The following is a 26,798-nucleotide window of genomic DNA, read 5'->3' as shown; positions in this document are numbered from 1 at the left end:
GTTCCATAGGTTGTCGACGATGAACACTATAACTGAATAATTGTCATAATGGTTTGGCATTCTGTTCATCTGCGGGTACTATTTTGACATCATGTCTTTAGCGAGCCAACCTTGTCCCTGCCTCCGAATGATACGCTGATCGTTGCCGCGTCAGTGATCTTTGCCGCGCTGGCCGGACTGGCCTCCCTGGTTAACAACGCGCGCCAGCAGGCCAGACGCGAAGCCGCGCAATTGCGCACCCAGGAAAGCGAGCGGCGCACGCGCGTGCTGGCCGACATGCTGCCGCTGCTGATCGCCTATCTGGATCGCGACCTGCGCTACCGTTTCGCCAACGCGCATTACCGCACGCAGTGGGGCATCGAGCCGCAGACCATGCTGGGCAAGACCGTCAGCGATGTCTTCGGCCCCGCCGCCGCGCCCTGGCTGGATGAACTGCGGGCGGCCCTGGCCGGGCGTCGCTTGCATTTCGAACGCGACTTTGAGAGCGCGGACGGTTTGCGCCACTTCCTGGTGGACCTGGTGCCGGACGTTGGCGCCGACGGCAAGGTGCTGGGGCTTTATCTGACAGCCATGAATATCACCGACCGCAAGAACGGCGAACAGCGCGCCGAGGCGGCCAGCCGCGCCAAGAGCGAGTTCGTGGCCAACATGAGCCACGAGATCCGCACGCCGATGAATGCGGTGCTGGGCGTGGCTTATCTGCTGGAGAACACGGCGCTGAGTCCCGCGCAAAAGGAGTACGTGGGCATGATACGGTCGTCGGGCCAGGGCTTGTTGAACATCTTGAATGACGTGCTGGATTTTTCCAAGATCGAGGCCGGGCGCATGGAACTGCTGCCGCAACCGTTCCGCGTGCGCGAGTTGCTGGATTCGGTCGCCACCGTGATGATGCTGAACGCCAGCATGCGTGGCATCACACTGGAGATCCACGCCGACGAGGAGGTGCCGCCGGTGCTGGTGGGAGATGGCATGCGGCTGCAGCAAATCCTCATCAACCTGGTGGGCAATGCGGTCAAGTTCACCGAGCAGGGCGGCGTGTCGGTGCGGGCGGCGCTGGATCAGGTGGGGCCGGATGGCGTGCGTGTCAGGTTCTCGGTGCGCGACACCGGCATCGGCATCGACAAGGAGCAGCAGGAGCGCTTGTTCCGCGCCTTCGACCAGGGCGACGCCTCGACCACACGCCGTTTCGGCGGCACCGGGCTGGGTCTGGCGATTTGCCGCCGGCTGACGGCGCTGATGGGCGGCGACATCGGCGTAAGCAGCGCGCCGGGCGAAGGCAGCGAATTTGTGGTCACACTGCCGTTTGTGGTGGCCGATGCCGATCCGGGGCAGGCATTGCCGGTGCCGGCAGCATCGACGCCAGCCGAGACGGTGCCGCCGGCGCCCGAGTCACGCCGCTTGCAAGGTTTGCGCCTGCTGCTGGTGGAAGATCATCCGCTGAACCAGGTGGTGGCGCGCGGCATGCTGGAACACGCCGGCGCCAGTGTGGATGTGGCGGAAAACGGTCAACTGGCGGTAGACCGCCTGCGCGACGCCGCCGAGGACTATGACATGGTGCTGATGGATGTGCAGATGCCGGTGATGGACGGCTACGAGGCCACCCGGCATATCCGTCACACGCTGGGCCTGACGCTGCCGGTACTGGCGATGACGGCCGGCGTGATGCAATCGGAGCAGGATCTGTGCATCGCCGCCGGCATGAATGATTTTATCGCCAAGCCGGTGGACGTCGAGCAGATGCTGGACACCATTTCGCGCCATTGGCGCGCAGTTCGCGCCGGCTAGGCGCATTCCGTCGCATCGCGGCTGGCGGCACTCGGGCAGTGGATAAAGTGGCATCACACTTCATCCACCCAGGAGCCCAACATGACCAAGCTGATAATCGCCGCGCTGTTCACCGCGCTCTTCACCGCCGCCTTGCCCGCCTTCGCCGCTGACCTCACCATCCAGGTTGATGGTGTGGCCAGCGATCAGGGCCAGGTCATGGTCGCCGTGTTTAATTCGGCCGACACCTTTCCTTCCAAAGCGCTGCGCGCGGTGACGGTGCCGGCACGCAGCGGCAAGGTGCAATTGCGGATTGACGGCTTGCCGGCCGGCGAGTATGCACTGGCGGTTTACCACGACGCCAACGGCAACGGCAAGCTGGATCGCAATCTGATGGGCATGCCGACCGAGGACTACGGCTTCAGTAACAACGCCTTGGGCAAGCGCGGTGCGCCCAGCTATGCGGATGCGCGCATTGTGCTGCCGGACGGCGGCGCCACCACCAGCGTCAACCTGCACTGAGCGGAGGACAGCATGAGCAATCGCCGCCAATTCCTCAGCTTCGCCGCGCTGAGCCTCGCTTCCTCGTCCGCACTGGCGGACAGCCTGACCTACCGCAGCTTCCACGCCGCGCTGGCGCAGAACGCACAGTTGTCGGTGTATGCGGACAGCAGCGGTGACCTGTCCGGTCAGGCGACGGTACTGGGCCAGCTGCCGCGCGACCTGAATGGTGTGTTCTTCCGCAACGGGCCGGGGCGCTTTGAACTGGGTGGCGAGCGCTATCACCACTGGTTTGATGGCGACGGTTTTGCGCAGCGCTGGCATATCGCCGACGGTAAGGTCAGCCACGCCGGCCGCTTCGTCGCCACGCAGAAGTTCGTTGAAGAGAGCGCGGCGGGCCAGTTCCTGTATCCGGCCTTCGGCACTTTCGTTGATCGCAAGCGCGTGAAGGGCAATGACACGGTCAATGTCGCCAATACCAATCTGCTGCCGTTGAACGGCCGTGTGTACGCGCTGTGGGAAGGCGGCTCCGCCACCGAGCTGGATCCGCAAACGCTGGCCACGCGGGGCATCAAGACCTGGCGCGAAGATTTGAAGGCGATGCCGTTTTCCGCCCATCCGAAGGCTGATTCGGACGGCGGCTTGTGGAACTTCGGTACCTCGCCAGGCGCGGACCGTCTGATGATCTATCGCCTGAACGCCGCCGGCGAAGTCACGCGCACCGCGATGCTAACAGTGCCGCAACTGAATATGGTGCACGACTTCGTGGTCAGCGGCCGGCATCTGATCTTTCTGGTGTCGCCCTACGATTGGGAGCTCGGCCCTGATCACAGCCTGGCCGGCAGCATGCACTGGAACGCAGGCCGTCCGTTGCGGGCGGTTGTCATCAGCAAGGATACGCTGGCGCTGCGCCAGGTGTTCGAACTGCCGGCGCGTGCTGTCTTCCATCTGGGGAATGCCTACGAGGACGGCGCGTGCACGCGGCTGGACGCGGTGCTGCATGAAGGCGACGCGCTGCGCAAAACCGCTCTGCCGATGCGCGGCGAGAGCCGCATGACCGCCGATCATCCCAGCGCCACGGTGCAGATCACACTGGATTATGCCAGCGGCCAGGCGCGCGAGGCGCGGTTGTTCGGCGTTAGCGAATTCCCGCGCGTGATGCCGCAGGTGGTGTCGGCGCGCCATCGCAAACTGATGGTGCTGGGCGCCAGTGGGCGCGAGCTGATACTGGATAGCGTCAATCTGATCGACACTGACAGCGGTAAAGTCGACGGCTACGCCTTCGGGCCGGGCTGGCAGGTGGAAGAGCATGTACTGGTGCCGCGCCGTGGCGCGCGCTCGGAGACCGATGGCTATGTGGTCGGCGTCGCGCAGGACACGCGCCGCGCACAAAGCGTGTTGACGGTGTTCGATGCGCACAACATCAAGGCCGGTCCGATGGCGTTAGCGCGCTTGCCCTATCGCGCACCGGTTTGCTTTCATGGTAACTTTCTGGCGGCATGAATCAAATGAAGGCAACCATGACGCAACAAGAACGTACACCACCGCCGGCGCATCCGCTGGAGATGATCCCGCTGTTCCGGCGCTGGCCGGCTTCGATGCCGCGTAATCTGCTGTACACGCTGATCTGGAGTTCGCTGATGGGCGTGGTGCTGACTGCCGGCGTGCGCCTGCTGACAAACGACAGCGTGGCCTTTTCGGCCCGGCTGTGGTCCATGCTGCTGATGTCGAACCTGATCGGCATCATGGTGCATGGCGGCTCGCTGGTGGCCAGCCGGCTGTTGAACGGCTGGCCGCGCCGCGCGCGCGGGCTTCCGCGCCTGCTATTCAGCATGGGCCTGATGGCGGCCAGTGTGCTGGCGGGCGTCGGCCTTGGGAATATGCTGCTGGCAGGCGTTAGTCCGTTCCAGCTGTTGAGCAATCGCGCGGTGGTGCTGCAATGCCTGGTGATCGCGGCGTTTGTGGCGCTGTTGATGTACATGGTGCGCAATGCCACCGAGCGGCGCGTGGCCCGCGCCACCGAGGAGGCGCGGCAGCGGGAGTTCCTGGCGTCCAGCGCGCGCATGCTGGCCGAGGCGCGCCTGAAGGCGCTGCAGGCGCAGATCGAGCCGCACTTTTTGTATAACACGCTGGCCAATGTGGTCAGCCTGATTGGCCCGCAGCCGGCGCAGGCGCAGCACATGCTGGAGCGCTTCATCGATTATCTGCGCGCCAGCCTGGCGGCCAGTCGCAGTGAGGAGGCCACGCTGGCGTCGGAGGCGAAGCTGATCGCGGCCTATCTCGATGTGCTGGCGGTGCGCATGGGTGAGCGGCTGCGCTACCGCATCGAAGTGCCGGATGAGCTGTCGCAGTTCCGCATCGCGCCGATGCTGCTGCAGCCGGTGGTAGAAAACGCCATCGCCCATGGCCTGGAACCGAAAGTGGAGGGCGGCGAGATCGTACTCAGCGCGCGGGTCGAAGGAGAGCAGGTGGCGCTGTGCATCAGCGATACCGGTGTGGGGCTGAACGAACACGCGCCGCGCAAGCCAGGTGGCGGGGTAGGCTTGAGTAATCTGCGCGAACGCCTGCGCAGTTTGTACGGCAGCGGCGCTAAGGTAGAATTATTGGAAAATCAACCCTGCGGCATGACGGTGCGCCTGATGCTGCCTTTAAATGTGAGTCCGACATCGATACCATCCGTGCCCTGATCGCAGATGATGAAGCCCATCTGCGCGACTATCTGGAAAGCCAGCTAAAAACCGTCTGGCCGGAATTGCGCGTGGTTGCCCATGCCGCCAACGGACTGGAAGCACTACGCATGACGGACGAGGAAGCGCCGGACGTGGTGTTCCTCGATATTCGCATGCCCGGCCTCACCGGGCTGGATGTGGCGGCGCGACTGGTGGATGGCCCCAAGCCGCCGCACATTGTGTTTGTCACCGCCTATGACCAATACGCGGTGGACGCGTTTGAACATTCGGCAGTCGATTATCTGCTGAAGCCCGCGAGCCTGGAGCGGTTGGAAAAGACTGTAGCCAAATTGAAGGCGCGGCTCAAGCCTGCCGCCGCTGCTGAAGGGGCGGTGCCGGCGGCGGCGCTGCAAGCCTTGTTGGCGCAGCTGGCGGCCGGCGGCGTGGCTGCGGCGGTTCCTGCGCCAGCGCCTGCGGCAGCGCCGCTGCAATGGATACGCGCCTCGCACGGCGAGGAAACGCGACTGATCCCGATCGATGAAGTGATCTACTTCCAGAGTAACGACAAATACACCAGCGTGTTCGTGGCGGAGGGCGAGAGTTTGATACGCACGCCGATCAGCAAGCTGCGCGAACAGCTCGATGAGCAGCAGTTCTGGCAGATACACCGCAGCGTGATCGTCGCCGCGCGCCATGTGGCGGGCACGCGGCAGGACTTTCGCGGACGCTTGATGGTGCAGCTGAAAGGCCGCCCGGAACAGCTGGTCGTCAGCCGTAACTACGTCGATCTGTTCCGGGGGATGTAGCTTTATTTAGCCAGTACTGGCTTGACGCGCGACGCGGCTTCCTTGGCGTTGACGCGCGCGGTTTCCACATCATCGGCGGTGGCCAGCGCCACGCCCATGCGGCGGCGGGCGAACGATTCCGGCTTGCCGAACAGGCGGATGTCGCTGTTCGGTACGCGCAGCGCGTCGGCCACACCTTCAAAGGCGATGCCGGCGGCTTCGTGCTGGCCGTAGATCACGGCCGAAGCGCCCGGTGCCTTCAGTGCCACATTGACCGGCAGGCCGAGGATGGCCTTGGCGTGCAGTTCGAATTCGCTTTGCACCTGGGTGGCCATGGTCACCATGCCGGTATCGTGCGGACGCGGGCTGACTTCCGAGAACCACACCATGTCTTCCTTGACGAACAGCTCGACGCCGAACAGGCCCAGGCCACCGAGATCGCCGGTGACTTTGGCGGCGATGTCGCGGGCGCGCTCCAGCGCCACCGGGTCCATGCGGCATGGCTGCCACGATTCCACGTAGTCGCCTTGCACCTGCACGTGGCCGATCGGATCGCAGAACTGCGTCACCACCTGGCCATCGGCGCCCAGCGAGCGCACGGTCAGCAGGGTGATTTCGTAGTCGAAGTCGATGAAGCCTTCAACGATCACACGGCCGGAGTCGACGCGGCTGCCGGCGGCGGCGTAATCCCACGCGGCCTTGACGTCGGCGGCGGAATCCACTTTCGACTGGCCTTTGCCCGACGACGACATCACCGGCTTGACCACGCACGGGAAGCCGACAGCGTCGGCACCAGCTTGCAGCTCTTCCAGGCTGCTGGCGAAGCGGTATGGCGACGTGGCCAGGCTCAGCGTCTCGGCGGCCAGGCGGCGGATGCCTTCGCGGTTCATGGTCAGCTGCGCGGCGCGCGCGGTTGGGATGCAGGTGATCTTGCCGGCTTGTTCCAGCTCCGCCAGCTTGTCGGTGGCGATGGCTTCGATCTCCGGCACCACCAGGTCAGGTTTTTCCTGTTCGATCAGCGCGGCCAGCGCGGCACCATCGGTCATGTTGATGACGTGGGCGCGGTGCGCGACCTGATGGCCAGGCGCGTTCGGGTAGCGGTCAACGGCGATCACTTCCACGCCCAGGCGCTGCAGCGCGATGATGACTTCCTTGCCGAGTTCACCGGAGCCCAGCAGCATGACTTTGGTGGCGGTTGGGGACAGGGGCGTGCCGAGAGTACGTGGAGTATTCATAGCTTGGTATCTAAGTTTAGAAGGAGTAAACCAGGGTCACCGAAGTTTGGGTATCGGTGTTTTTCTTGTCGGCCGCGACGTTGGTGTCGTTGCGGATGTTGAAGGCGGCCTTCATCTGCATGGTGCTGTTGATTTTGGTGCGCAGCGAGGTCTCGGCTTGCGAGTGAACGTTGTCGGTGCCGCGTTCCACGGTCAGGTTCTGCGCGAACTGCGCGCTGTCGCTCAGCTTCCATTTCAGATTGGCCGCGCCACGGATGGTCGGGCCGCTTTCGGTATAGCCTTCCGAGCGCACGCCGCGGAAGTAGCCAGGACCGATTTCCACGTCCAGCGTGTGGGTGTCGGACTGGTAGGTCTGGGTGCCGTAACCGACGCCGATGGTGGAGTAGCGGGTGTAGGCGCCGAAGCGGTCGTCGACGTGGGTAGCCAGCGCGAACAGCTTGCCGTGGTCGTCGTGCAGCAGTTTGTAGCCCGCCTTGGCGGACAGCGAATAGCGCTGCGCCGAACGCTCGCGCACTTTTTCGCCTTCGTCGTTGGTGACTTCCTCGTCCTTGAAGTAGCCCGACAGGACATACTCATTGGTCCACTTGTCGGTTTCATGCTTGGCGTCGACTTTACCGGTGACCGAAGTACCGACCGTGTTACCGGAGGTGGAGATCGCGCCCAGTTCAGCGGAGGTGTTCCAGCCATGGGCATTGACCGGATCCAGCGAATCGGCTGCGGCATAGCCGTGGGCCAGCGCAAGCGCAGAAATAATCAAAAGAGATTTCATAAGCGTGGGAGCGATGCCGTGCAACGACATCACGGTATCGTGATACGGAAGAAGGCGGTATTGTAACCGACATAGAGCGGAATTGCCGTTTTTTGGGGTGTGCGAGGCCGCACAGACTGGCGTCGCGCGCAGGGAGATGATGGAGGCTCTTATCAAAGGGGCATCGATCATGAAATTCATTCTGTGCGCGGCACTGGCCGCAATGTGTGGCCTGGCCGGCGCCAGTGTGAACAAGTGCGTTGATTCGGAGGGACACGTGCTGCTGACGGACGCCGACTGCCCCGAAGGCAGCGTGGCGGAGCCTTACGTGGAGCGGGTTGCGGCCGGAACCTGGGCGGCGCCCGGCGTGACGCCGGTGCCGGCGGTGCAGGCGCCACGCAGCCGCTGGGCCGATCTGCCGCGTCCTGCGGTGCGTAAAACCGTCACCATCGACGGTGCGACGCTGAAGACCGCGCATCAAAACCTGTTGATGCAGGACGAGCTGCACAAGCAGCGTCGCCTGCTCAGCTCCCGATGAGGGGAATCTCAGGTCAGGGCCAGGCCAGCCAGGCTGGCGAGACTAAGTGATGCGCTGACGACGGCCAATGGCGCCACGCGGCGCGGCCAGTACGGCAGCAGCAGGGCGGACAGCAGCGCGCCGATGGTCAGCATCCCCAGCCATGCGACCAAGCCGGCGCCAGCGCCCCACAGCAGCATGCACGGCGCGAGGGCCATGGCCAGCAGCAGTGCGCCCGCCGCGCGCAGCAGCCGGCGTTTGCGCGGTGGTGTGTCGTCGCCGTATGCCTGACGATGATGACGGTCGATGGCCAGCGACAGCGCCGCCATGCCGGCGTGGCATAGTCCCAGCGCGGTCAATACGATGATGGCATAACTCATGATGCGGCCTTTCTCATGCCCGGCACGGTGGCGCGCGCACGCCGCCCGCTGCGGATGGCGGCGATAGCCAGCAGCGCGCCCAGTGCGATGGCGGTCAGTTCGACGGCTGCGCGCTCCAGGTCACGCTGCGCCAGGTAAACCAGCAGGTGCTGGCCGGTGGTCGCCGCGTTTAGCAGTGGTAGCAGCATGCAGAGCGCGGCGCCGGCCCATAGCTGTTCGCGCCAGGCGCGCGCCACTGGCCGTAGTGTGGCGTGAACCAGCGCCGCCAGCCACACGGCGAAGAATGCGCTCACTTCCAGCTCGTGCCGTTCCGGCAGGTCCAGCGGCAACAGGCGGTTGGACCACAGGAAGCCGATGCAGGCCAGCGACAGGCCAGCAATCGTGGCCACGTTCAGCACATCGATCATATGGTAGACGCGGGTGGTAGCGGCACCAAATTCGTTCAGTGATTTCTGGCGGCGCTTCACCATGAACAGGATCGCGCCGGTGGCCATCATCGCGGTACCGGCCATGCCGGCCACGAAATAGATCCAGCGGATTACCGCGCCGGCAAAGTGCAGCCGGTGCAGTTCGTCCAGCGTGGCCATGGTGGCGCGTGCGCCGTTGGGCGGCGCGCGGTGTGGCATCTCGGTTTCCAGCAGCGCGCCGCTGATGCCGTCGAATTTCATCATGCCGCGTTTGCTCAGTAGCTGTCCTTCCTGGGTGTCCGGCGAGGTGGTGCTATAGACCTGCACCGACATGGCTGCGTCGCCCGGATGGTTGACCACCACCGCGTAGGCTGGCGTGTGGAAGGTCGCTTCCGCCGTCGCCACCAGCGGATCGAGTGGCGTCAATGTGCCGTGCCGGCCGGATGGCTTGCTTTCCGGGCCGTACTCGCGCAGGTGCGCGGCCTCGCCGGTGCGCAGTTCCTGCACCCACGGAATCGCGGGCATGTAGGTGCCCCAGCTGATCGCCAGCCCGCTGTACACAATTATGAACAGGAACGGCAGCGTCAACACGCCGGCCAGATTGTGCGCGTCCAGCCACGAACGCTGGCCTTTGCCGGGACGGAAGGTGAAGAAGTCCTGGAAGATGCGCTTGTGGGTGATGACGCCGGAAATCAGCGCCACCAGCATCGCCGCCGATGCCGCGCCGACGATCCACAGGCCGGTGCTGCCGGCGTGCAGCGCGTGGTGGAATTCAACGAAGTGCGTGCCGCCCAAGGTGTCACGCACCTTGCCTGTCGCTTCCGGCACCAGTTCGCCAGTGCTGGACGACAGCTGTGCGTCTTGATAGTAGCCCTGCTCGTTGAGCCAGAACACGCGGAACAGGTCTTCGCCGGCACGCGGCCACAGCTCCCACATCTTGCTGTCGGCGGCGTGCCGTTCAAGATAGCGCAGTCCATGCTTGATCTGCTGCGCATGATCCAGCGGCTCAGTAAACACCGCCTGTGCCGGCTCCTGGGTTAGTTCCGGCCGCATCCAGTCCGAGATTGGATGCACGAAGACGCTCAGGGTACCGGTCAGGAAAATGGCGAACGCCAGCCAGCATACCCAGAGCCCTGCCCAGGTGTGCAGCCATGCCATGCGTGGACGCAGCGCACTCATGACGATGCTCCCGCTACGGCGGTGAGCACGGCAAAACTGAGGCTGGCGCCCAGCAGGCCGGCCCACGCGCGCGCGGCGCTGCTGGTGGCAAAGGCCCAGACGATGGCGGGTGCGTACAGCGCCAGTCCAAGCAGAGCACCGCCCAGTATGGCGTCGCTGCCTGGGCCGTTCAATGTCGACAGCAGCGCGCCGGCGCTGGAGGCGAACAGGTAGCCGCCAAAGATGGCGGCGGCAATGCGATTCATCGCGGATCTCCTGTCAGCGGAAGCGGTAGTTCAGCGCCACCTGCAGGTTGCGCGGATCGCCGTAGAAATTGCCGTTTGCGGACGAATAGTACTTCTTGTCCAGCGCGTTGTTGACGTTGACTGTGGCTGACAGCTGTTTACTGACGCGATAGCGCGCCATCAAGGCCAGCAGGGCGTAGCTGCGCTGGGTGAAGCGTTCGCCGTTCGGCCCCAGGCCGTCAGTATAGACGTCGCCTTGCCAGTTGATGCCGCCGCCCAGTGTCAGTTCATTGGCGAGGTCGTAGCTGGTCCACAGTTTGAAGTTGTTGAGCGGTTGACCGGTCTGCAGGCGATTGCCTTGCGCGTCTTCGATGCGCGAACGCGCATAGCCCGCGGTCAGCTGCCAGCCGCGCTGGATCTGTCCCGATACTTCTGCCTCGAAGCCGCGCGCGGTCGCGCCTTTGACGGTGTGATAGGCGTTGCTCCCATCCGGCAGCACCAGCAGGTCGGCATCCAGTTCGGCCAGATTATCCTGGCGCATCTGGAACAGCGAGAAGCTGCCGCTCAGCAGACCATCCAGAAAATCGCCCTTGACGCCGACTTCGGCGTTGTTGCCTTCCAGCGGATCGATCAGGCGGTTGTTGCGATCGCGGTAGGTCTGCGGCGAGAAGATGCTGGTGTAGCTGGCGTAGGCCGACCATTGCTGGTTGAACGCATAAACCACGCCTGCATAGGGCGTCAGCTTGCCGTTCTTTTCGAATTGGTCGGTCACGGTGGCCTCGCCGTAGCTTGCGCTTTCCGTGTTGCGCTTCCAGTTGGAGACGCGCGTGCCGAGGATGACCGACAGCGCGTCGCTGGGCCGCAGTCGGATCGAGCCATAGCCGGCCAATTGTTTTTCCTTTTCGGTGTAGCTACCGCTGATGGTGCCGACGTAATTCGGCGTTGGCGAGTTGCCGTTCCAGGTGTAGAAGTTGGCGACACTGGCGTCATAGCCGGGCAGTATCCAGGACGGATAGCTGGGGCCAGTGTTCTTCAAGTCGGAAGCGCTCATGCCGACCACCAGTTCGTGCTTGCGGCCGAAGGCGGTGAACGGACCGCTGGCGTAGGCGTCGACGGTCAACTGTTCCGGCTTGCTATCCCATTTGGTCTGCCACAGCGACAGGCCGGCGCCGGTTTGCCGGTCCAGCGATCCGCGTGCCGCATAGCCTTGTACCGCATCGTAGTGGTTGGATGCATAGTTGAGCGCGACCTTGGCGCTCCATTCGTTATCGAAGTAGTGCTCCAGCGTGACGAAGGCCAGGCTTTGCTTGCGGATGTAGTAGGTTGAGCTGGAGGCGCTGTTGGTCGAACGCGCGAAGTCGGTCTTGGTGCCGTCGCTGTAAAACACCGCGAAGCCGCGGCTGGCATTGTCCAGCTTTTCGTTCTGATAGCTGAGGCCAGCGCTGAGCAGCGTGGATGGGCCGAGGTCCGCTTCTACGATCCCGTAGAACAGTTCCTTGTCCTGGTGATAGCGGTCGATAAAGGAATTGGCGTTCTGCTGCGCCACCACCACGCGGCCGCGTACGTGCTTGTCGTCGCTCAGTGGGGCGGAGACGTCGGCCTGGCCGCGATATTTATCCCAGCTGCCGGCGGCTACTTCGAATTCCGCATGCAGTTCGCGCGATGGGCGCTTGCGTACCAGATTGACTGCGGCGGCAGGGCTGCCGGTGCCGCCCATCAGACCCGCCGCACCGCGTACCACCTCAATGCGCTCGTAGATGCCGGCGTCGAAGCCGGCCGGCTCCACCAGTTTGGTGGTGGGGATGCCGTCGAACAGATAGGTGTCGATGGCGAAGCCGCGCGAATACATCTGGTCTGTTTCGCGGCTGGCCGAGGAGTGGTCCAGCGTGATGCCGGTGGTTTGGGCAACCACGTCCTGCAGCGTTTCCAGTCCCTGATCGTCGATGCGCTGGCGGTTCATGACGCTGATCGCTTGCGGCGTCTCGCGGATCGACAGTTCCAGCCCGGTAGCGCCGCTGCTGCGGATCTGGCCCGGCGAGGTCTCGGCTTCGCCATGTACTTCCACCTGTGCCAGCGTGGCCGGCGCGGCTGCGGTTGCGTTGGATTGCGCCGGCGTAGCGGCCTGCTTTTGCAGCGTCAGCGTGCCATCGGTGCGGCTGACCAAGGTCAGGCCGCTGCCGGCCAGCAGGCGTTCCAGCGCGGTGCGTGGCGTGAAGCTGCCCTGCAGCGCGGGGCTGGTCAGGCCGTCCACCAGCGCCGGATCGAACGACAGCGACAGGCCGGCGACCACCGCCACGCTGGACAGGGTGCGGCCCAGCGGGCCGGCCGCAAGATGGTAGTTCTGCTGCGCGCTGGCCGGCGCTTCGGCAGCCGTGGCATCGATGGCGGTGGCGGCATGGCCGGCCGCCAGCGTCATGCTGATCAGGGCGATGCGAACGGCGCGCGCCAGACGGCGCTCGGATGATGGAGAACGGGTGTTCGGCATTGCGGCGACTTCCTTTTCGGTGGCAGATGGTTGGTTTCTGCCTGTATGCCAGCCAAGCCGCGAAAAAGTATCAGCAAAATCCAAAAATCTTTTCAACCGCGCGGGACTAGCGTGACCCAGTAGCCGCGCAGGCGCTGCACCGCGTCCACCGGATAGGTGGAGACCAGCATGTCCAGCGTGCGTTCGCTGTCCGCGATGGGGAAGGCGCCGGAGACACGCAGCGTGGCCAGCGCGGGATCGACGCGGACCAAACCATGCCGGTAGCGCGACAGTTCGGCCACCAGTTGGTCCAACCGCATGCGGTCGGCCAGTAGCATGCCAGTGGTCCAGGCCGTCATGGCGGGTTCGGTGGCGCGCAGCGGGGCGATGTGGCGGGTGTTGAAGCGGGTCTGGCTGCCGGCGTTGACGATCTGCGGCTGGCCTTGGGCTGGCGTCACCAGTACCGCGCCTTCCAGTACAGCCAGGTCGGTGCTGCCGCAATCGTAATGGCGCACGTTGAACAGGGTGCCAAGCGGCTGCAGCATGCCTTCGGCCGACGCTACGCGCAGCGGGCGCGGATCGCCCGTATGGCCGCTGCGGACCAGAATCTCGCCATTGCGCAGCACGATTAGTCGCTCGGTGGCGCTGAAACGGACGTCGACGGCGCTGGCGGTGTTCAGCGTGACGCTGGTGCCATCGGCCAGCGTGACAGTGCGATGCTCACCCACTGCGGTGTGCAGGTCGGCGCTCCACGGCTGGTTTTGAGCGTAGCGCCAGGCGCCCCAGCCGGCCGGTACAGCCAGCAATCCGGCCACGATGCGGGCGATGGCAGCGCGCCGTTGCGCAGTTGTCCGGGATGGCCGGCCTAGCACTGGCTTGGCCAGTTCCGGCGGCAGCGTGCCCAGTTTATGCATTAGCCGTTCGGCGCGGTCCCAGGCCAGCGCGTGCTGCGGGTCGCTGCTGCGCCAGCGCTCGCAGGCAGCATGATCTTCATGACTGGCGCCGTCCTGCAGCCGCACCAGCCATTCCGCCGCTTGTTCCAGTGCCGTGGACGAGATGGCGGCGCTCATGCGACGCTGTCCATGGTCAGCAGGCATTGCAGGAACGCCTGTTTCATATAGCGTTTGACGGTGATCAGTGACAGTTCCAGCTGCGCGGCGATGTCGGCGTAGAGCATGCCGTCCAGCTGCGCCATCAGGAAGGCTTGCTTGACCTTGGGCGGCAGCGCGTCCAGCATGGCGTCGATTTCGTGCAGGGTTTCCAGCACCAGCAGGCGCTGTTCCGGCGAAATGGCGGTGGGCTCGGGCAGGGCGGCCAGTGCTTCCAGATAGGCGCGCTCCAGTGCCTGGCGCTGATACCAGTTGACCAGAATGCCTTTGGCGACGGTGGTCAGGAAGGCGCGCGGCTCCTGCAGTGCGCCCAGGTCGGGGCGGCCGATGATGCGAGTGAAGGTATCCTGCGCGAGGTCGGCGGCGTCGCTGGCATTCCCTAGCCGTACACTGAGCCAGCGTTGTAGCCAACTGTGATGGTCGCTGTACAGTACAGTGAAGTGGGGATGCGGAACGGCGGCTGTCATAATATGAGAATGGGAATTATTCTCATTCATTTTACATGAGGCGTACAGCCGCCGCAACCCGCTTACATGCGTGGCTCGCCCGTTTTGGCGTTGACAGTGACGGTGCGGCCTGGCGGCTGGCTCATTTGCACGTGATGAGTTACGCCGCGATAGTCGTAGCTGACATCCCAGTATTCCGGTTTGGGATTGCTGACATTTTCGCAGCGCCGCACGTCGCGGGTGGAGGTGTTGTTCTGGTTGGCGACGTTGTTGCCGATGGCCGCGCCGGCAATCGCGCCGCCGGCCGTGGCCACATCGCGTCCGGTGCCGCCGCCGACCTGGTGACCAAGGATGCCGCCGATCAGCGCGCCGGCGATCACGCCGCCGGGATTGGCACGCGGTGCTTCCTGCACCTGTTGGCGTTCGACCCAGCAGCGCTGCTCTGGCGTGCCCACCACCGCATGGACGTCGCGCACAGGCACGTCGATCAGGCGTTCGCTGGGACGGCGGCGCCATTCATAGGACGGCTGGGCGATGGGTGGTGGCGGCGCTTCGTTGTCGTAGCGGTCGCGCGCTTTGGCCGGACGCACCGACGAGATGCGGTCGTTCATGCCCATCTGGCTCAGGGATTCGTAGCTGCCGCGCCGTAGCACCATGCAGCGGCCGCGAAAGCCGGCGTCGGAGCAGACTTCCCATTGGCCGCGTTCCACCACCACCGACGAGGCGCGGTCGTTGTAGCCGGTGCGCGCGAGATCGCGCACCGGGCCGTTGGCCGAGTACACGCGGCCGCGCCAGCCATCGTGCTCGTACAGGGAAATTTGCGCAAACGCTTGCGAGGCCAGGCCCATGGCGGCTGCGGCCACGGCCAGTTTGATCGTCTTGTTCATTGTCTTCTCCTGATTGGATGAAGCTTGAGCATGAACTATTCAGACGCTAGCCTCTGTACGCAAGCGCACCAAGTCACGGCTCGACCGAGTGGGCGCGCTTCAGGCAGCGCAGCACGAAGGTGGAGCGGCTGTGTTTCAGGCCGGGCAGTTTATATAGTTTCTTGCGCAGGAATTCTTCGTAGCCGGCGGTGCCGGCCACCGCCACTTTGATCAGGTAGTCGTAATCCCCGGTGAGCAGGTAGGCTTCCATTACTTCCGGTAGCGTGGCCAAGGCCTGGCCGAACTTGTCGAAGATATCGTCGTCGTGGCGGTCCAGCGTGACTTCGATGATGACGGTGTCCGGATAACCCAGCGCGGTCTGGCTGAGCAGCGCCGTATAACCTTCGATCATGCCGCCTTCTTCCAGCGCGCGCACGCGGTTCCAGCACGGGGTGGTGGAGAGGCCGACTTTCTCGGCCAGTTTGGTGTTGCTAAGCCGTCCGTCCGCGCGCAACTCACGCAGGATGCGGCGATCCATGTCGTCGATTTCCATAGTTTGAAAAGATGATTATTCCATCTATTTTACTATGAAGAGGATAGTCTGCTGAGGATTTGGCAAATCGGCGTAAATTCAGGAAGCCTATTTTCGGCGTTTCTGGCTATGCTATCAGCATGGATACCACACAAAAAAGCTACCGCTTCAGCATCGAGCCCGATGCGCCTATCGCCACGCTGGAAGCGGCCTTGCAGGTCGTTCGGCGCCTGGATATTGAGTTGCGCAGCCTGCGCACCACTGTCACGCCGCACGGCATGGAGGTGCAGATGCGGCTGGCGGCGCCGGAGGAAGATATTCTTACGCTATGCCGCATGCGGCTGCACAACCTGATCGGCATCCTGCCTATCCGCGAGATGCCGACCCTGGTGGTGTCCAATACACTACGTCAGGCGGCGACGTAACTGTACTTGATGAGGAAAACGATGGCGATTACCCATACCACCGGCTTGACCTGGCGCGCCTGGCCGGTCAGCAGTTTGAGGCCGGCGTAGGTGATGAAGCCAAAGGCGATGCCGTGCGCGATCGAGTAGGTGAAGGGGATCACCAGCGCGGTAATCGCGGCCGGCACGCTTTCCGTGGTGTCGCTCCAGTCGACGTCGACCAGGTCGCGCAGCATCAGGCAGGCCACAAACAACAGCGCCGGCGCGGTGGCGTAGGCTGGCACCACGCCAGCAATCGGGGCGAAGAACAGCGCCGCCAGGAACAGTAACGCCACCACCAGCGCGGTGAGGCCGGTGCGGCCACCCGCTTGTACGCCGGCGGCGCTTTCCAGATAGGCGGTGGTGCTGGAAGTGCCCAGCACCGAACCGGCGACGATGGCGCAGCTGTCGGCCAGCAGCGCCTTGTTCAGACGCTCCATGCGCCCGTTGACCAACAGGCCGGCGCGGCTGGCCACGCCCATCAGGGTGCCGGTGGCGTCGAACAGTTCGACCAGGAAGAACACCAGCACCACGTTGAACAGGCCCATATGCATGGCGCCCGGCAGGTCCAGATGCAGCAAGGTCGGCGAAATCGATGGCGGCAGCGACATGAAGCCGTGGAAGGTATTCCCGCCGAAGAAGAAGCTCAGAGCCGTCACCGCGACGATGCCGATCAACAGCGCACCCGGTACTTTGAGGCGATCCAGCGTGACGATCAGCAGGAAACCGAAGATGGCCATGATGGTATGCGGATTGTGCATATCGCCCACGCGCACCAGCGTTTCCGGGTTGGCGACCACCAGGCCGGCGCTTTTCATGGCGATCAGCGCCAGGAACAGTCCAAGGCCGACGGTGATCGCCACCCGCAGCGAGTGTGGTATGCCGTTAACGATATGTTCACGCACCTTGAACAGGCTGACCACGACGAACAGACAGCCCGAAATGAACACCGCGCCGAGCGCGGACTGCCACGGCACGCCCATGCCCAGCACCACCGCGTAGGCAAAGTAGGCGTTCAGGCCCATGCCGGGCGCCATGCCGATCGGGTAGTTGGCGTACAGGCCCATGATCATGGTGCCCAGCGCCGCAGCCAGGCAGGTGGCGACGAAGACGGCGTCCTTGGGCACGCCGGCGTCGCCCAGAATGGCGGGATTGACGAAGATAATATAGGCCATCGTCAGGAAAGTGGTGACACCCGCGACCACTTCGGTGCGGACGTTGGTGCCGTGCTCGGGGAGCTTAAAGAATTGGTTTAGTGACGGCATACGCGCGCTCCTGCAAATACATCAAGGGGCGAAGGATACCATGTTCACTCGCAGCAAACGGTGGTGTCAAAAGCACATAAAAATGTGATAATGCAAAAATGGTTATCTAACGTACCGCAGGGCACCGCTATGGAACTACAGCCAATACAAGAGGGCCGCACGATTGTGCTGAGCCCCACCGGCCGCATCGATCATACCCATGCCGATGCCTTTAAACTGGCGCTGGACCCGCACCTGGCCGACTGCCGCAAGGACGGCGCGCCGCTGGTGCTGGATTTTTCCGGCGTCGACTACATCAGTAGCATTGGCCTGCGCGCGCTGATGGTCGCGGTCAAGCAGGTCAAGGCGCAGGGCGGCCGCATGGTGCTGGCGGCCTTGCAGCCGCTGGTGCACGAGGTATTCACCATCAGCCGCTTCGATCTGCTGTTCGAGATTTTCCCGGACCGCGTATCGGCATTGGCGGCGGTAGCCGCATGAAGGCCCGCATCTGGGGCGCGCGTGGCTCGCTGCCGGTGGCGCTGAACCACAAACAAATCCGCAGCAAGCTGGTGACCGCGCTGGAAGGCGCGATCGGCCTTGGGCTGGATACGCCGGAAAAGGTGGCGGCCTATGTGGACGATTTGCCGTTCGAGCTGCGCGGCACCTATGGCGGCAATTCCAGTTGCGTCGAGGTCGAGGCCTGGGATACCGACGCGGTGCATGAGCACATCATCATGGATCTGGGCTCCGGCGTGCGCGCGCTGGCCGGCGCCAAGCTGGCCAAATACGGGCCGGGCAAGCCGCAGACCTATCATGTGTTCATGTCGCATCTGCACTGGGACCACATCATGGGCTTCCCGTTTTTCACACCGGCCTACATTCCGGGCAACCGCATTGTGATCTATGGTTGTCACCAGGAGCTGGAGACGGCGTTCCGCCGCCAGCAGGAGCCGATCAGCTTCCCGGTGGGCTTTCATCAGTTGGGCGCCACCATCGAGTTTGTGCCGATGGAGCCGGGCGTGCCGCTGCAGCTGCGCGACGTGACGGTGACCGCCAAGCTGCAACTGCACGCCGGTGATTCGTATGGCTACCGGCTGGAGCAGGGTGGCAAGACGCTGATTTACAGCACCGACTCCGAGCACAAGCTGGATAACGCCGCCGAGCGGGTGGCCTTCGTCGACTTCTTCCGCGACGCGGATCTGGTGATTTTCGACGCCATGTATTCGTTGGCCGATTCGATTTCGGTGAAGGCTGACTGGGGGCATTCCAGCAATGTGGTGGGCGTGGAGCTGTGCCAGCTGGCCGGCGTGCGTCAGCTTTGCCTGTTCCATCACGAACCTATCTACGACGACGCGCAGATCTCGCGCGTGCTGGCCGAGACCCGACGCTATGCCGAGATTACCGGCGAGGCGCCGCTGGACATCGTCTCCGCCTACGACGGCATGGAAATCGCGCTGTAAGCGCCGCCATGCCGCGACGCTTGCTCATCCGCGCCTGGGGCGGCGTGCGCGCCGGCCAAGGCAGGCCAATGGCCTTGCTGCTGCTGATGGCGTTGGCACTGCTGCTGGCGCGCGGCGGCGACGGTCCTTTGCCGGCTTTGCGTCTCGCGCTGTTCGACGCTTATCAGGTGCACATGCCGCGCCAGCGGCAATCCGGTCCGGTGCAGGTGGTGGCGATCGACGAGGCGGCGCTGGCGGAGTACGGTCAGTGGCCCTGGCCGCGCACGGTGCTGACCGAGCTGATAGGCCGCATCGCTGAACAGCGTCCGCTGGCGATCGGTCTCGATATCCTGATGCCGGAGCCAGACAATACCTCGCCCGAAGCGCTGGCCGCTCGTCTGCCGGACGGCCGGCTGCGCGCCGATCTCGCCAAACTGCCGTCCCACGATGCCTTGCTGGCGGAACGCATGCGCACAGCGCCGGTGGTGCTGGGCACGGCGGGCTTCATGCACGAGGAAGCTGGCACCAGCGCGGCGCTGCGGGTCTGGCCGCTGCGCTTGCACGGCGCCCACGATGCGGCGGCGCTGCCAGTGATGCGCTTTCCGCAGGCGATGTCCAGCCTTCCGGTGCTGCAGGCGGCCGCGCGCGGGCAGGGGCTGTTGTCGGCCAATCTGGAAAAGGGCATCGTTCGCCGTGCGCCGCTGGTGGGTGCGGTGGGGGATACGCTGGTGCCGTCGTTGTCGATGGAGCTGCTGCGGGTGGCGACCGGCGTGCCGGCGCTGGAGATCGAGGCTGATGCGGATGGCGTGCACAGTGTGTCGGTGGGCGATCTGCGCGTACCCACCTTGCCGGATGGCGCGGTGTGGGTCAATTTCTCGGCGCCGGCCATGGACCGCTATGTGTCGGCGCTGGACGTGATGCGCGGCCGCACGGCGCCTGGCATTTTGCAGGACAAGCTGGTGATCGTCGCCATGACCGGGCTGGGACTCAGCGACTACAAGACCAACGCGCGCGGCGACCTGATGCCCGGCGTGGATACGCATGCGCAGATGATAGAAAGCTTCTTCGATGGCGCCTTCCTGCGCCGGCCGGCATGGATGCGCTGGACCGAGGTAGCGGCGTTCGCGGCGATCGGCCTGGCAACCATCTGGCTGCTGCCCCGGCTGCGACTGCGCAGCGGTGTGCCGATGGCGGTGGCGCTGGGCGCTGCGCTGTTTATCGCTGGCGCCGCGCTGTTCGCGCACGCCGGCCTGCTGTTCGATGCGGCGGGGCCGGCGGTTGCCTACGCCGCTGTTTGTCTTAGCCTGTTAACCAGCATGCTGTCGGCGGCGGTACGTGACCGCAAACTGTCCGAGCGTGCCTTGCAGGCTGCACGCGAGGCGGCAGCTCGCACCGCCGGTGAATTGAATGCGGCGCGACGGATACAGATGGCGTCCCTGCCGCAAGCGGCTACGGCCTTCCCCGGCGAGCGGCGTTTTGCGTTGGATGCGTTGCTGGAACCGGCGCGCGAAGTGGGCGGCGATTTGTATGACTTCTTCATGTTGGACCCCGATCGGGTGTTCTTCATGGTGGGCGATGTCTCCGGCAAGGGGCTGCCGGCCAGCTTGTTCATGGTGGTGGCCAAGGCACTGGCACGCAGCATCGCGCTGCGCGGCGCTGGCGATATGGCCGCCATCATGAATAGCGCCAACCGTGAGCTGGTGCGCGAAAATCCGGAGATGCTGTTTGTGACCAGCGTGGCCGGCATCCTCGACGCGTCCAGCGGGCAGGTCCTGCTCTGCAATGCCGGCCACGATGCGCCACGGCGGCTGACGGTCGGTGGCCGCGTTGAGCTGCTGCGGCCCGCCGATGGGCCGCCGTTGTGTGTGATTGATGATTTCGAATATCCGGTTCAGCACTATCAGCTGGCGCCGGGCGAGTGCCTGTGCCTGATCACTGATGGTATCACCGAGGCGATGAACCCGGCCGGCGAGTTGTATGGCCATAAACGGCTGGACCGGCTGCTGGGCGACGCCAACGCCTCGCCGTCCGCCATCGTGCAGGCGGTACGCGACGATGTGCGCCGCCACGTGGACGGCGCCGAGGCTTCAGACGATCTGACCTTGCTGGTGCTGCGCTGGGATGGCGCGAGCAATTAGGCTTTAGCGCACGCGGATTTCAACGCGGCGGTTGCGCGGTTCGTCGACACCGTCGCCGGTCGGCACCAGCAGTTCGCGTTCGCCGCGTGCCTGCACGCTGATTTGGTCGGCGGGAATGCCGACTTCCACCAGCATGCGCTTGACGGTTTCGGCCCGGCGCAACGACAGTTCATCGTTATAAGCGCGGCGGGCCACGGTGTCGGTATGGCCGATGACGATCACTTCGGGCGCCGGCCGCGCCGCCAGTTGTGCCTTGATGTCGGCCAGCTGCGCGGCGGATTCCGGCGTCAGCTCGTCGGTATCGGTGATGAAGTAGACGATGAACACGGCGGCGCGCTGCGGCAGGGTTTCGAGCAGGGCGCCGTAGCGGTTTTTGATATCCTTGCTGTCGCCGGCGCTGGCCACCGCGCCGGCACTACCGACGGCCGCAGTCTGATAGGGCTGGTTCAGCACCGTCTCTTTGCCGGCGGTGGTGATGATGACGGCACTCGGCCTGCCATCCTGGTTAGGCAGCAGCGTGATTTGCTCGTTGGGTGCGCGTTGCAGTTGCGCGACAGCGGCCGCCAGGCAGGCGACCCAGATCAGGAAGACGGGCATGCTTACTCTCCGTCCTTGACGTCAATGACAAATTCGGTGCCGCGCACGCCCAGGATGGAAGTCGGGGTGCGGAACTGCACCGCGCCCGGCGACTGCTTGGACAGTTTGCCGGAGATGACGCCCAGCGTGCCTTTCTTGACCGTCGCATCCAGCTTGCCCTCGTGCGAGGTTGGATCGAAGGCGTACTTCTCCAGCCATACATTGCTGTTCGGGCCTACCGCCAGCAAGGTTTCGTCGCGCAGCGTGATGCCCACGCTGCCGTCGGCGCCAGTCACCACGCGGTCGCTGGCCATCAACGCGGCGCCGGCTTGTGCCGGTTTGCGGGCGCCGGCGCGTTCAATGGCGGCGCTGCCTTTGGCGGATTTGATCATGCCGGCCGGGAGTTCGTCGGCGCAGGCATTGATGGAGGCGACGGCAGTCAATGCCGCGAATGCGGCCGCCATCATCGTTATTATTGTTTTCACGGTGCTTCTCCTTACATGAGCATTCCGATAATATGCTCGAATGGACGAAAAAGAAACCGGTATCGCGCATCTGCTGCGTTTTCCGGCACGCCTGGACGCGGTTCCCGGCGCCATGGCCTTCGCCGCCATGGCGTTGACGCAGGCCGGCCTGGCGCCGGGCATTGTGGCGCGTGCCGAATTGATACTGGAAGAACTGCTCCGCAACAGCATCCTGCACGGCTACGGCGGCCAGGCCGACGATGGCACGCACGCGGTGTGGGTGGGCGTGCGCGGACAGGTGTTGTGTTATGCCGACGCCGCGCCACCGTTCAATCCACTGACCGAAGGACCGCCGGCGCCCGATCCCACGCTGCCGGTCGAACAGCTGGCGGTGGGCGGGCTTGGCCTGCTGCTGATACGCCAGTTGGGCAGCGCGGTCGCCTATACCTATAGCGGAGGTCACAACCGCATCGAGATCACCTTACAATAACGGCCGTTACATCATCAACCACAGGACCCCGCATGACCGAGTTTTCGCACGATATCTATACCGAGCCACATCCGATTGACGTCAACACCCTCAACAACCTCGGACCGCTGGCGCCGATGGCGGGTATCTGGAAGGGCGAGCGCGGGCTGGATATCAAACCCAAGGCGGATGGTGCGCGCAAGCAGGCTTACGTCGAGCGCATCGAGCTGTATCCGATCGATCCGGTCACCAACGGCCCGCAGCTGTTCTACGGTCTGCGCTATCTGATCATCGTCAACAAGCCGGATAACGTGAAGACCTATCACGAGCAGGTTGGCTACTGGCTGTGGGAACCCAAGACCAAAACCGTGATCCAGACGCTGGGCATCCCGCGCGGTCAGATCGCGATGGCGTCCGCCGTGGTGGAGCCGGACGCCAAACAGTTCGAGCTGGTGGCGCGGCTGGATTCGGATACCTATGGCATCCGCTCCAATCCTTTCCTGGAATTCGGCTTCAAGACTACCGAGTATCGCATCAAGGTCACCATCAATGACGACGGTACCTGGGGCTACGAGGAAGACACTGTAATGCTGCTGCGCGGCGAGGAAGAGTTCCATCACGTCGACCGCAATCTGCTGCATCGTGTGGCTGAACCGGTGCCGAATCCGCTGGCTAGCGGCGTAGCGGCTTAATCGGCCAGCGCGTAGCCGTCGCGGCCCTTGCGTTTGGCTTCGTAAAGGGCGCTGTCGGCGCGCGCCAGCAGGCTGGTGGCCGATTCGTCATCGCCGTTGTGCATGGCGAGGCCCACGCTGGTGGTGACGTGGCGCAGCGCGCCGCCCAGGTCGAACGGATTTCGCATCGCTTCCACGATCTTGGCCGCCAGCGGCGCCGCTTCTTCCCGGCTGCCCACCTGTTCGAACACGATGACGAATTCGTCGCCGGCCAGGCGCGCCACGGTATCCACCGCGCGCACGCTGGCCACCAGCCGCGCGGCAAACTCTTTCAGCACCAGGTCGCCGGCGCCGTGTCCCAGGCTGTCGTTGATCTGCTTGAAGTAGTCGATGTCCAGATAGGCCAGCGCCAACGGCACCCGGTTGCGGCGCGCACGCACGATAGCCGCTTGCAGAATCTCTTCGAACATCAGGCGGTTGGCGATGCCAGTCAAGGAGTCGACGCGTGCCAGTTGCTTGAGACGTTCCTCAATCTCCTTCATGTGCGTGGTGTCGTGCGTCAGCGAATAGAGGCCGGCCACGCTGCCGTCTTCCGCCAGTTCCGGCACATAGGTGGTTTCCAGCGTGCGTTCGGTGCCGGCGATGGTGACCTTGATTTCATAGGTGACGACCTCGCCGCCGTAGGCGCGGTCCAGATGCGGCTCCGCGGTGTAATACATATCGTTGCTGACCCCAGCCGCGACGTGCTGTCCGATCAGGCTTTGCGGATCGACGCCGACCCATTGCTGGTAGGTCGCGTTCAGGAATTGGATGCGGCGCTCCTTGTCCAGGTAGGAAATCAGCACAGGCAAATTGTCGGTCAATAGTTTGAGACGTTTTTCGCTGGCGGCCTGGCGCAGTTCGGCGTTCTTGCGCTCGGTGATGTCCAGCACCATCAGATAAAAGCCGATTACTTTGCCGTCCGGGCCAATGTCCGGCACCAGATCGCCCATCATCTGGCGATGCTGGCCGTTGTGGAAGCCTTCACGCTCGTAGTGCACGCGCTGGCCGCGCAACACGGCGTCGTTGAAGTGGGCGATGCTGCTGGCGAAGTCCTCGCCCAGCACCTCGGCGATGGTCCGGCCCAGCATCTTGCGTGGATCGGTGCCCATCACCGCGCGGAAATGCTCGTTGGTGAAGTGGTAGCGCAGGTCGCGGTCAATGTAGGCGATCAGCGCCGGGATGCTGTCGGCCACGGTGCGCAGCCGTTTTTCGCTGGCGGCGATCTGCTGTTCGTACCGGACCTGTGCGGTGATGTCGTGCAGGAAGGCGGTGGCGTGCCAGGCACCCTTGTGCTTCAGCGCGCCGAGCGACAGTTCGATCGGAATTTCACGGCCATCCTTGTGTATCGCCGGCACCCGCACGCGGGTGTTGATCAGCGGCCCGCCGCCGCCGAGCGCAAAGAACATCATGCCGGTGCGGTGGGCGTCGCGCTGAGCCTGGGGAACGATCAGCTCCGCGATGTCCTGGCCGACGGCTTCCTCGCGGGTCCAGCCGAAGGTGCGCTCGGCAGCGGCGTTCCACATGGTGACGATGCCGTTGCCGGCACAGGTGACGAAAGCGTCCGGCGCCCGTTCGAGGATGGTGCTGATCAGGGATTCGCTGTCGCGGATGGCGATCTGCGCGGCTTCGCGCTCGGCCATCAGTTCGTGGAAGGCGTCGCCCAGTTCACCGATTTCATCGCTGCGGCCACCTTGCAATACGTCGATGCCGGCCGCGCCGCTGCGGATCTCGCTGACGTTGCGCCGCAACTGCTCCAGTGGCCGCATCAGGCGGCGGATAGCAACCCATGCAACGACGCCGGCGATGGCGGCCAGCGCGCCTGCGAGCAGCAACGCATCACGGCGCATCGCTATCATCGGCGCGAAGGCTTCGTCGATCGGGAAGCGGGCGCCGATGATCCAGTCGGTGGTGACCAGATGCTTGTACGAGTAGATGCCTTCGCTGCCTTGCTTGTTGGCCGCCTCGGTCCAGCCCTGGAAGCCGCGCAGCGCCATTTCGGTGGCGCGGTTGTAGCCGGGACGGGCGTTGATGTGCTCCAGCAGTCGGCTGCTTTCCGGATGATGCAGCAGGATACCTTCTTTGGTCATGATGAACAGATAACCGGTCTTGCCCGGCTTGTGTGCCGCCACGTCGGCCATGAAGTTGCTGCCGCTGAGGTCTATGCTGCCACCCAACAGCATCACGGTGCGCCCCTGGCCGTCGCGTACCGGCTGCAGCAGCATGATCGAGGGCAGGCCGGTTTGCACGCTTTTGTACGGCGGCGAGATCACCGGTTTGCCGGCGGCCAGCGCATTTTCCAGAAAAGCGCGGCTGCGCGGATTCAGCGCCAGCGTCTCGGCGGCGTGATCGCCCTCGGTGTGCAGCAGCGTGCCTTGCCGGTTGAATAGATGCAGGTTGAGGAATTCCTTGCGTGCGGCGGGATGGCGTTCGACAAAAGCCTGCATGATCGCGGCGCCGGCATCCGGCGGCATGGTGTCGGCCAGGCTGGCCAGCAGCACCTGGCGCGAGTTGATTTGGGCGTCGATGTGGGCTGCGGCGGAAGAGAGCAGCGCGTATTGCTGGTCGCCGATCACGCTTTTCATGTCGCGTTCCGCCAGCAGCAGCGACATCAGCGTGACGATCAGGGTCGCCGTCAGCACCAGCAGGATCACCACACCGGTCATACGGAGCTTGAAGCTGTGTGGTAGCGTTGCGAAAACAGCCATGTTGCTTGCAGTAGTTGTATTTTGGGGGCAGTATGTCACACCCTGATGCGCCAGACCAGCGGGTACAATGCGCGCTGCGGTAACGCCACACTTGGCGTGCCGTTCTTTACAAGGAAAGCGGATTATGCTGCGGGCGATTTTGTGGGATAACGACGGTGTGCTGGTCGACACTGAACAGCTGTTTTATGAGGCCAATCGGGAGTTGTTCCTGCCCCTGGGCCTGGAGCTGAGCGCGCAGCATTTCTTTGACTGGTATCTGGCCGATAACTGCGGTGCATGGCATCTGCTGCGGCCGCAGCTCACCAAAGAGCAGATCGAGGCCGAGCGCAGCGCGCGCAATGTGCGTTACGCGGCACGGCTGGCATCCGAGCATATTCCGGCGATCGATGGCGTGGGTGCCGTGCTGGCGGCGCTGACGCCGCGCCTGCGCATGGGCGTGGTCACCAGTTCGAATTGCGACCATTTTGAGATCATCCATCAGCGGCTGGACCTGTTGCCTTACTTTGAGTTCGTGCTGACGCATGAATCGTACACGCATAGCAAACCGTCGCCGGAGCCGTATTTGCTTGGACTGCAGCGCATGGGCGTGCGTGCCGACGAGGCGCTGGTGGTCGAGGATTCGCCACGCGGCCTGCAGGCCGCCACTGCGGCGGGTATCCGCTGCATCATCCTGCGCAATGCGTTGACGCGGCATCATGACTTCCCGGGCGCCTGGCGCGTGGTGGACACCATGGCGCAGGTGCAGGCCGAAGTCGAGGCGCTGCTCGCAGTGGAAGCCTGA

27 protein-coding genes are annotated in these 26,798 nt (G+C 64.1%); 13 read left to right on the top strand and 14 right to left on the bottom strand.

Annotation, left to right across the window (positions count from 1 at the left end; genetic code table 11):
• The first annotated feature begins 111 nt into the window (after nt 1–111).
• The 5 genes from GJ699_RS06510 to GJ699_RS06490 all read left to right on the top strand — a co-directional run bounded on the left by GJ699_RS06510 (nt 112) and on the right by GJ699_RS06490 (nt 5,740).
• Nucleotides 112–1,785, top strand: coding sequence for a PAS domain-containing sensor histidine kinase (locus GJ699_RS06510; protein WP_229261973.1), 1,674 nt, complete (start codon nt 112–114; stop codon nt 1,783–1,785).
• Nucleotides 1,786–1,866: 81 nt separating this feature from the next.
• Nucleotides 1,867–2,286, top strand: a complete 420-nt coding sequence (locus GJ699_RS06505) for a DUF2141 domain-containing protein (protein WP_154374322.1) — start codon at nt 1,867–1,869, stop codon at nt 2,284–2,286.
• 12 nt (nt 2,287–2,298) lie between these two features.
• Nucleotides 2,299–3,768, top strand: a complete 1,470-nt coding sequence (locus GJ699_RS06500) for a carotenoid oxygenase family protein (RefSeq protein ID WP_154374320.1) — start codon at nt 2,299–2,301, stop codon at nt 3,766–3,768.
• A 17-nt stretch (nt 3,769–3,785) separates the two neighbouring features.
• Entirely contained in the window at nt 3,786–4,952 is a 1,167-nt protein-coding gene (locus tag GJ699_RS06495; protein ID WP_229261972.1) for a sensor histidine kinase, read from the top strand.
• A gap of 20 nt (nt 4,953–4,972) precedes the next feature.
• On the top strand, nt 4,973–5,740 hold the full coding sequence (locus tag GJ699_RS06490) for a LytR/AlgR family response regulator transcription factor (protein WP_229262003.1): 768 nt from the start codon (nt 4,973–4,975) through the stop codon (nt 5,738–5,740).
• A gap of 2 nt (nt 5,741–5,742) precedes the next feature.
• Here the strand turns inward: GJ699_RS06490 and purT are convergent, their stop codons facing one another.
• Both purT and GJ699_RS06480 read right to left on the bottom strand, forming a co-directional pair.
• Nucleotides 5,743–6,954, bottom strand: a complete 1,212-nt coding sequence (gene purT / locus GJ699_RS06485) for a formate-dependent phosphoribosylglycinamide formyltransferase (RefSeq protein ID WP_154374313.1) — start codon at nt 6,952–6,954, stop codon at nt 5,743–5,745.
• Nucleotides 6,955–6,970: 16 nt separating this feature from the next.
• A complete protein-coding gene (locus tag GJ699_RS06480) occupies nt 6,971–7,723 on the bottom strand; it encodes a DUF481 domain-containing protein (RefSeq protein ID WP_154374311.1) in 753 nt (250 codons plus the stop codon).
• Nucleotides 7,724–7,892: 169 nt separating this feature from the next.
• On the opposite strand from GJ699_RS06480, the gene GJ699_RS06475 reads away from it, so the two are divergent.
• Nucleotides 7,893–8,240: a DUF4124 domain-containing protein gene (locus tag GJ699_RS06475; RefSeq protein WP_195763473.1), complete on the top strand. Its 348-nt coding sequence runs from the start codon at nt 7,893–7,895 to the stop codon at nt 8,238–8,240.
• Between the two features lie 8 nt (nt 8,241–8,248).
• Here the strand turns inward: GJ699_RS06475 and GJ699_RS06470 are convergent, their stop codons facing one another.
• The 8 genes from GJ699_RS06470 to GJ699_RS06435 all read right to left on the bottom strand — a co-directional run bounded on the left by GJ699_RS06470 (nt 8,249) and on the right by GJ699_RS06435 (nt 15,847).
• Nucleotides 8,249–8,599, bottom strand: a complete 351-nt coding sequence (locus GJ699_RS06470; RefSeq protein WP_154374307.1) for a DUF3325 domain-containing protein — start codon at nt 8,597–8,599, stop codon at nt 8,249–8,251.
• Nucleotides 8,596–10,185, bottom strand: coding sequence for a PepSY-associated TM helix domain-containing protein (locus tag GJ699_RS06465; RefSeq protein ID WP_154374305.1), 1,590 nt, complete (start codon nt 10,183–10,185; stop codon nt 8,596–8,598). The genes GJ699_RS06470 and GJ699_RS06465 overlap by 4 nt, the downstream gene beginning before the upstream one ends.
• Entirely contained in the window at nt 10,182–10,430 is a 249-nt protein-coding gene (locus GJ699_RS06460; RefSeq protein WP_154374303.1) for a DUF3649 domain-containing protein, read from the bottom strand. The genes GJ699_RS06465 and GJ699_RS06460 overlap by 4 nt, the downstream gene beginning before the upstream one ends.
• 13 nt (nt 10,431–10,443) lie before the next feature.
• Nucleotides 10,444–12,894 (bottom strand): TonB-dependent siderophore receptor, encoded by a 2,451-nt coding sequence (locus tag GJ699_RS06455; RefSeq protein ID WP_154374301.1) that lies wholly within the window; start codon nt 12,892–12,894, stop codon nt 10,444–10,446.
• A 92-nt stretch (nt 12,895–12,986) separates the two neighbouring features.
• Nucleotides 12,987–13,943, bottom strand: coding sequence for a FecR domain-containing protein (locus GJ699_RS06450; RefSeq protein ID WP_154374299.1), 957 nt, complete (start codon nt 13,941–13,943; stop codon nt 12,987–12,989).
• Nucleotides 13,940–14,449: a sigma-70 family RNA polymerase sigma factor gene (locus GJ699_RS06445; RefSeq protein WP_154374297.1), complete on the bottom strand. Its 510-nt coding sequence runs from the start codon at nt 14,447–14,449 to the stop codon at nt 13,940–13,942. The genes GJ699_RS06450 and GJ699_RS06445 overlap by 4 nt, the downstream gene beginning before the upstream one ends.
• Before the next feature lie 62 nt (nt 14,450–14,511).
• On the bottom strand, nt 14,512–15,315 hold the full coding sequence (locus GJ699_RS06440; protein ID WP_154374295.1) for a beta/gamma crystallin-related protein: 804 nt from the start codon (nt 15,313–15,315) through the stop codon (nt 14,512–14,514).
• 73 nt (nt 15,316–15,388) lie between these two features.
• Nucleotides 15,389–15,847 carry an Lrp/AsnC family transcriptional regulator gene (locus GJ699_RS06435; RefSeq protein WP_154374293.1) on the bottom strand — a complete coding sequence of 153 codons (459 nt, stop codon included), beginning with the start codon at nt 15,845–15,847 and terminating at the stop codon, nt 15,389–15,391.
• Nucleotides 15,848–15,966: 119 nt separating this feature from the next.
• Between GJ699_RS06435 and GJ699_RS06430 the strand changes: the two genes are divergently transcribed.
• A complete protein-coding gene (locus GJ699_RS06430) occupies nt 15,967–16,251 on the top strand; it encodes a hypothetical protein (protein ID WP_154374291.1) in 285 nt (94 codons plus the stop codon).
• Here GJ699_RS06430 and GJ699_RS06425 read toward each other — a convergent pair.
• A complete protein-coding gene (locus GJ699_RS06425) occupies nt 16,236–17,534 on the bottom strand; it encodes an NCS2 family permease (RefSeq protein ID WP_154374289.1) in 1,299 nt (432 codons plus the stop codon). The two genes, GJ699_RS06430 and GJ699_RS06425, sit on opposite strands and share 16 nt — an antisense overlap.
• Before the next feature lie 129 nt (nt 17,535–17,663).
• On the opposite strand from GJ699_RS06425, the gene GJ699_RS06420 reads away from it, so the two are divergent.
• The 3 genes from GJ699_RS06420 to GJ699_RS06410 are packed head-to-tail and all read left to right on the top strand — an operon-like array spanning nt 17,664 to nt 21,090.
• Nucleotides 17,664–18,011: an STAS domain-containing protein gene (locus GJ699_RS06420; RefSeq protein ID WP_154374287.1), complete on the top strand. Its 348-nt coding sequence runs from the start codon at nt 17,664–17,666 to the stop codon at nt 18,009–18,011.
• Nucleotides 18,008–18,973 (top strand): MBL fold metallo-hydrolase, encoded by a 966-nt coding sequence (locus GJ699_RS06415; protein ID WP_154374285.1) that lies wholly within the window; start codon nt 18,008–18,010, stop codon nt 18,971–18,973. Before GJ699_RS06420 ends, GJ699_RS06415 begins: the two co-directional genes overlap by 4 nt.
• Nucleotides 18,974–18,981: 8 nt before the next feature.
• Nucleotides 18,982–21,090 (top strand): CHASE2 domain-containing protein, encoded by a 2,109-nt coding sequence (locus GJ699_RS06410; protein ID WP_154374283.1) that lies wholly within the window; start codon nt 18,982–18,984, stop codon nt 21,088–21,090.
• 3 nt (nt 21,091–21,093) lie between these two features.
• Here GJ699_RS06410 and GJ699_RS06405 read toward each other — a convergent pair whose 3' ends face one another.
• Nucleotides 21,094–21,687 (bottom strand): OmpA family protein, encoded by a 594-nt coding sequence (locus GJ699_RS06405; protein ID WP_154374281.1) that lies wholly within the window; start codon nt 21,685–21,687, stop codon nt 21,094–21,096.
• 2 nt (nt 21,688–21,689) lie between these two features.
• Nucleotides 21,690–22,151, bottom strand: a complete 462-nt coding sequence (locus GJ699_RS06400) for a FecR family protein (protein WP_371867477.1) — start codon at nt 22,149–22,151, stop codon at nt 21,690–21,692.
• Between the two features lie 40 nt (nt 22,152–22,191).
• Between GJ699_RS06400 and GJ699_RS06395 the strand changes: the two genes are divergently transcribed.
• Together GJ699_RS06395 and GJ699_RS06390 are read left to right on the top strand one after the other, a co-directional pair.
• Nucleotides 22,192–22,620, top strand: a complete 429-nt coding sequence (locus GJ699_RS06395) for an ATP-binding protein (RefSeq protein ID WP_154374279.1) — start codon at nt 22,192–22,194, stop codon at nt 22,618–22,620.
• 32 nt (nt 22,621–22,652) lie between these two features.
• Complete coding sequence (locus GJ699_RS06390; protein ID WP_154374277.1) at nt 22,653–23,291, top strand: FABP family protein; 639 nt, start codon at nt 22,653–22,655, stop codon at nt 23,289–23,291.
• Here GJ699_RS06390 and GJ699_RS06385 read toward each other — a convergent pair.
• On the bottom strand, nt 23,288–26,017 hold the full coding sequence (locus GJ699_RS06385; RefSeq protein ID WP_154374275.1) for a sensor domain-containing diguanylate cyclase: 2,730 nt from the start codon (nt 26,015–26,017) through the stop codon (nt 23,288–23,290). The two genes, GJ699_RS06390 and GJ699_RS06385, sit on opposite strands and share 4 nt — an antisense overlap.
• A gap of 124 nt (nt 26,018–26,141) precedes the next feature.
• Here GJ699_RS06385 and GJ699_RS06380 point away from each other — a divergent pair, with 124 nt between their 5' ends.
• Nucleotides 26,142–26,798, top strand: a complete 657-nt coding sequence (locus GJ699_RS06380) for an HAD family hydrolase (RefSeq protein WP_154374274.1) — start codon at nt 26,142–26,144, stop codon at nt 26,796–26,798.

The sequence above is a fragment of the Duganella guangzhouensis genome, assembly GCF_009674535.1.
GTDB classification, from domain to species: Bacteria; Pseudomonadota; Gammaproteobacteria; order Burkholderiales; family Burkholderiaceae_D; genus Rugamonas; species Rugamonas guangzhouensis.
This window is presented reverse-complemented; position numbering and strand designations above follow the sequence as displayed.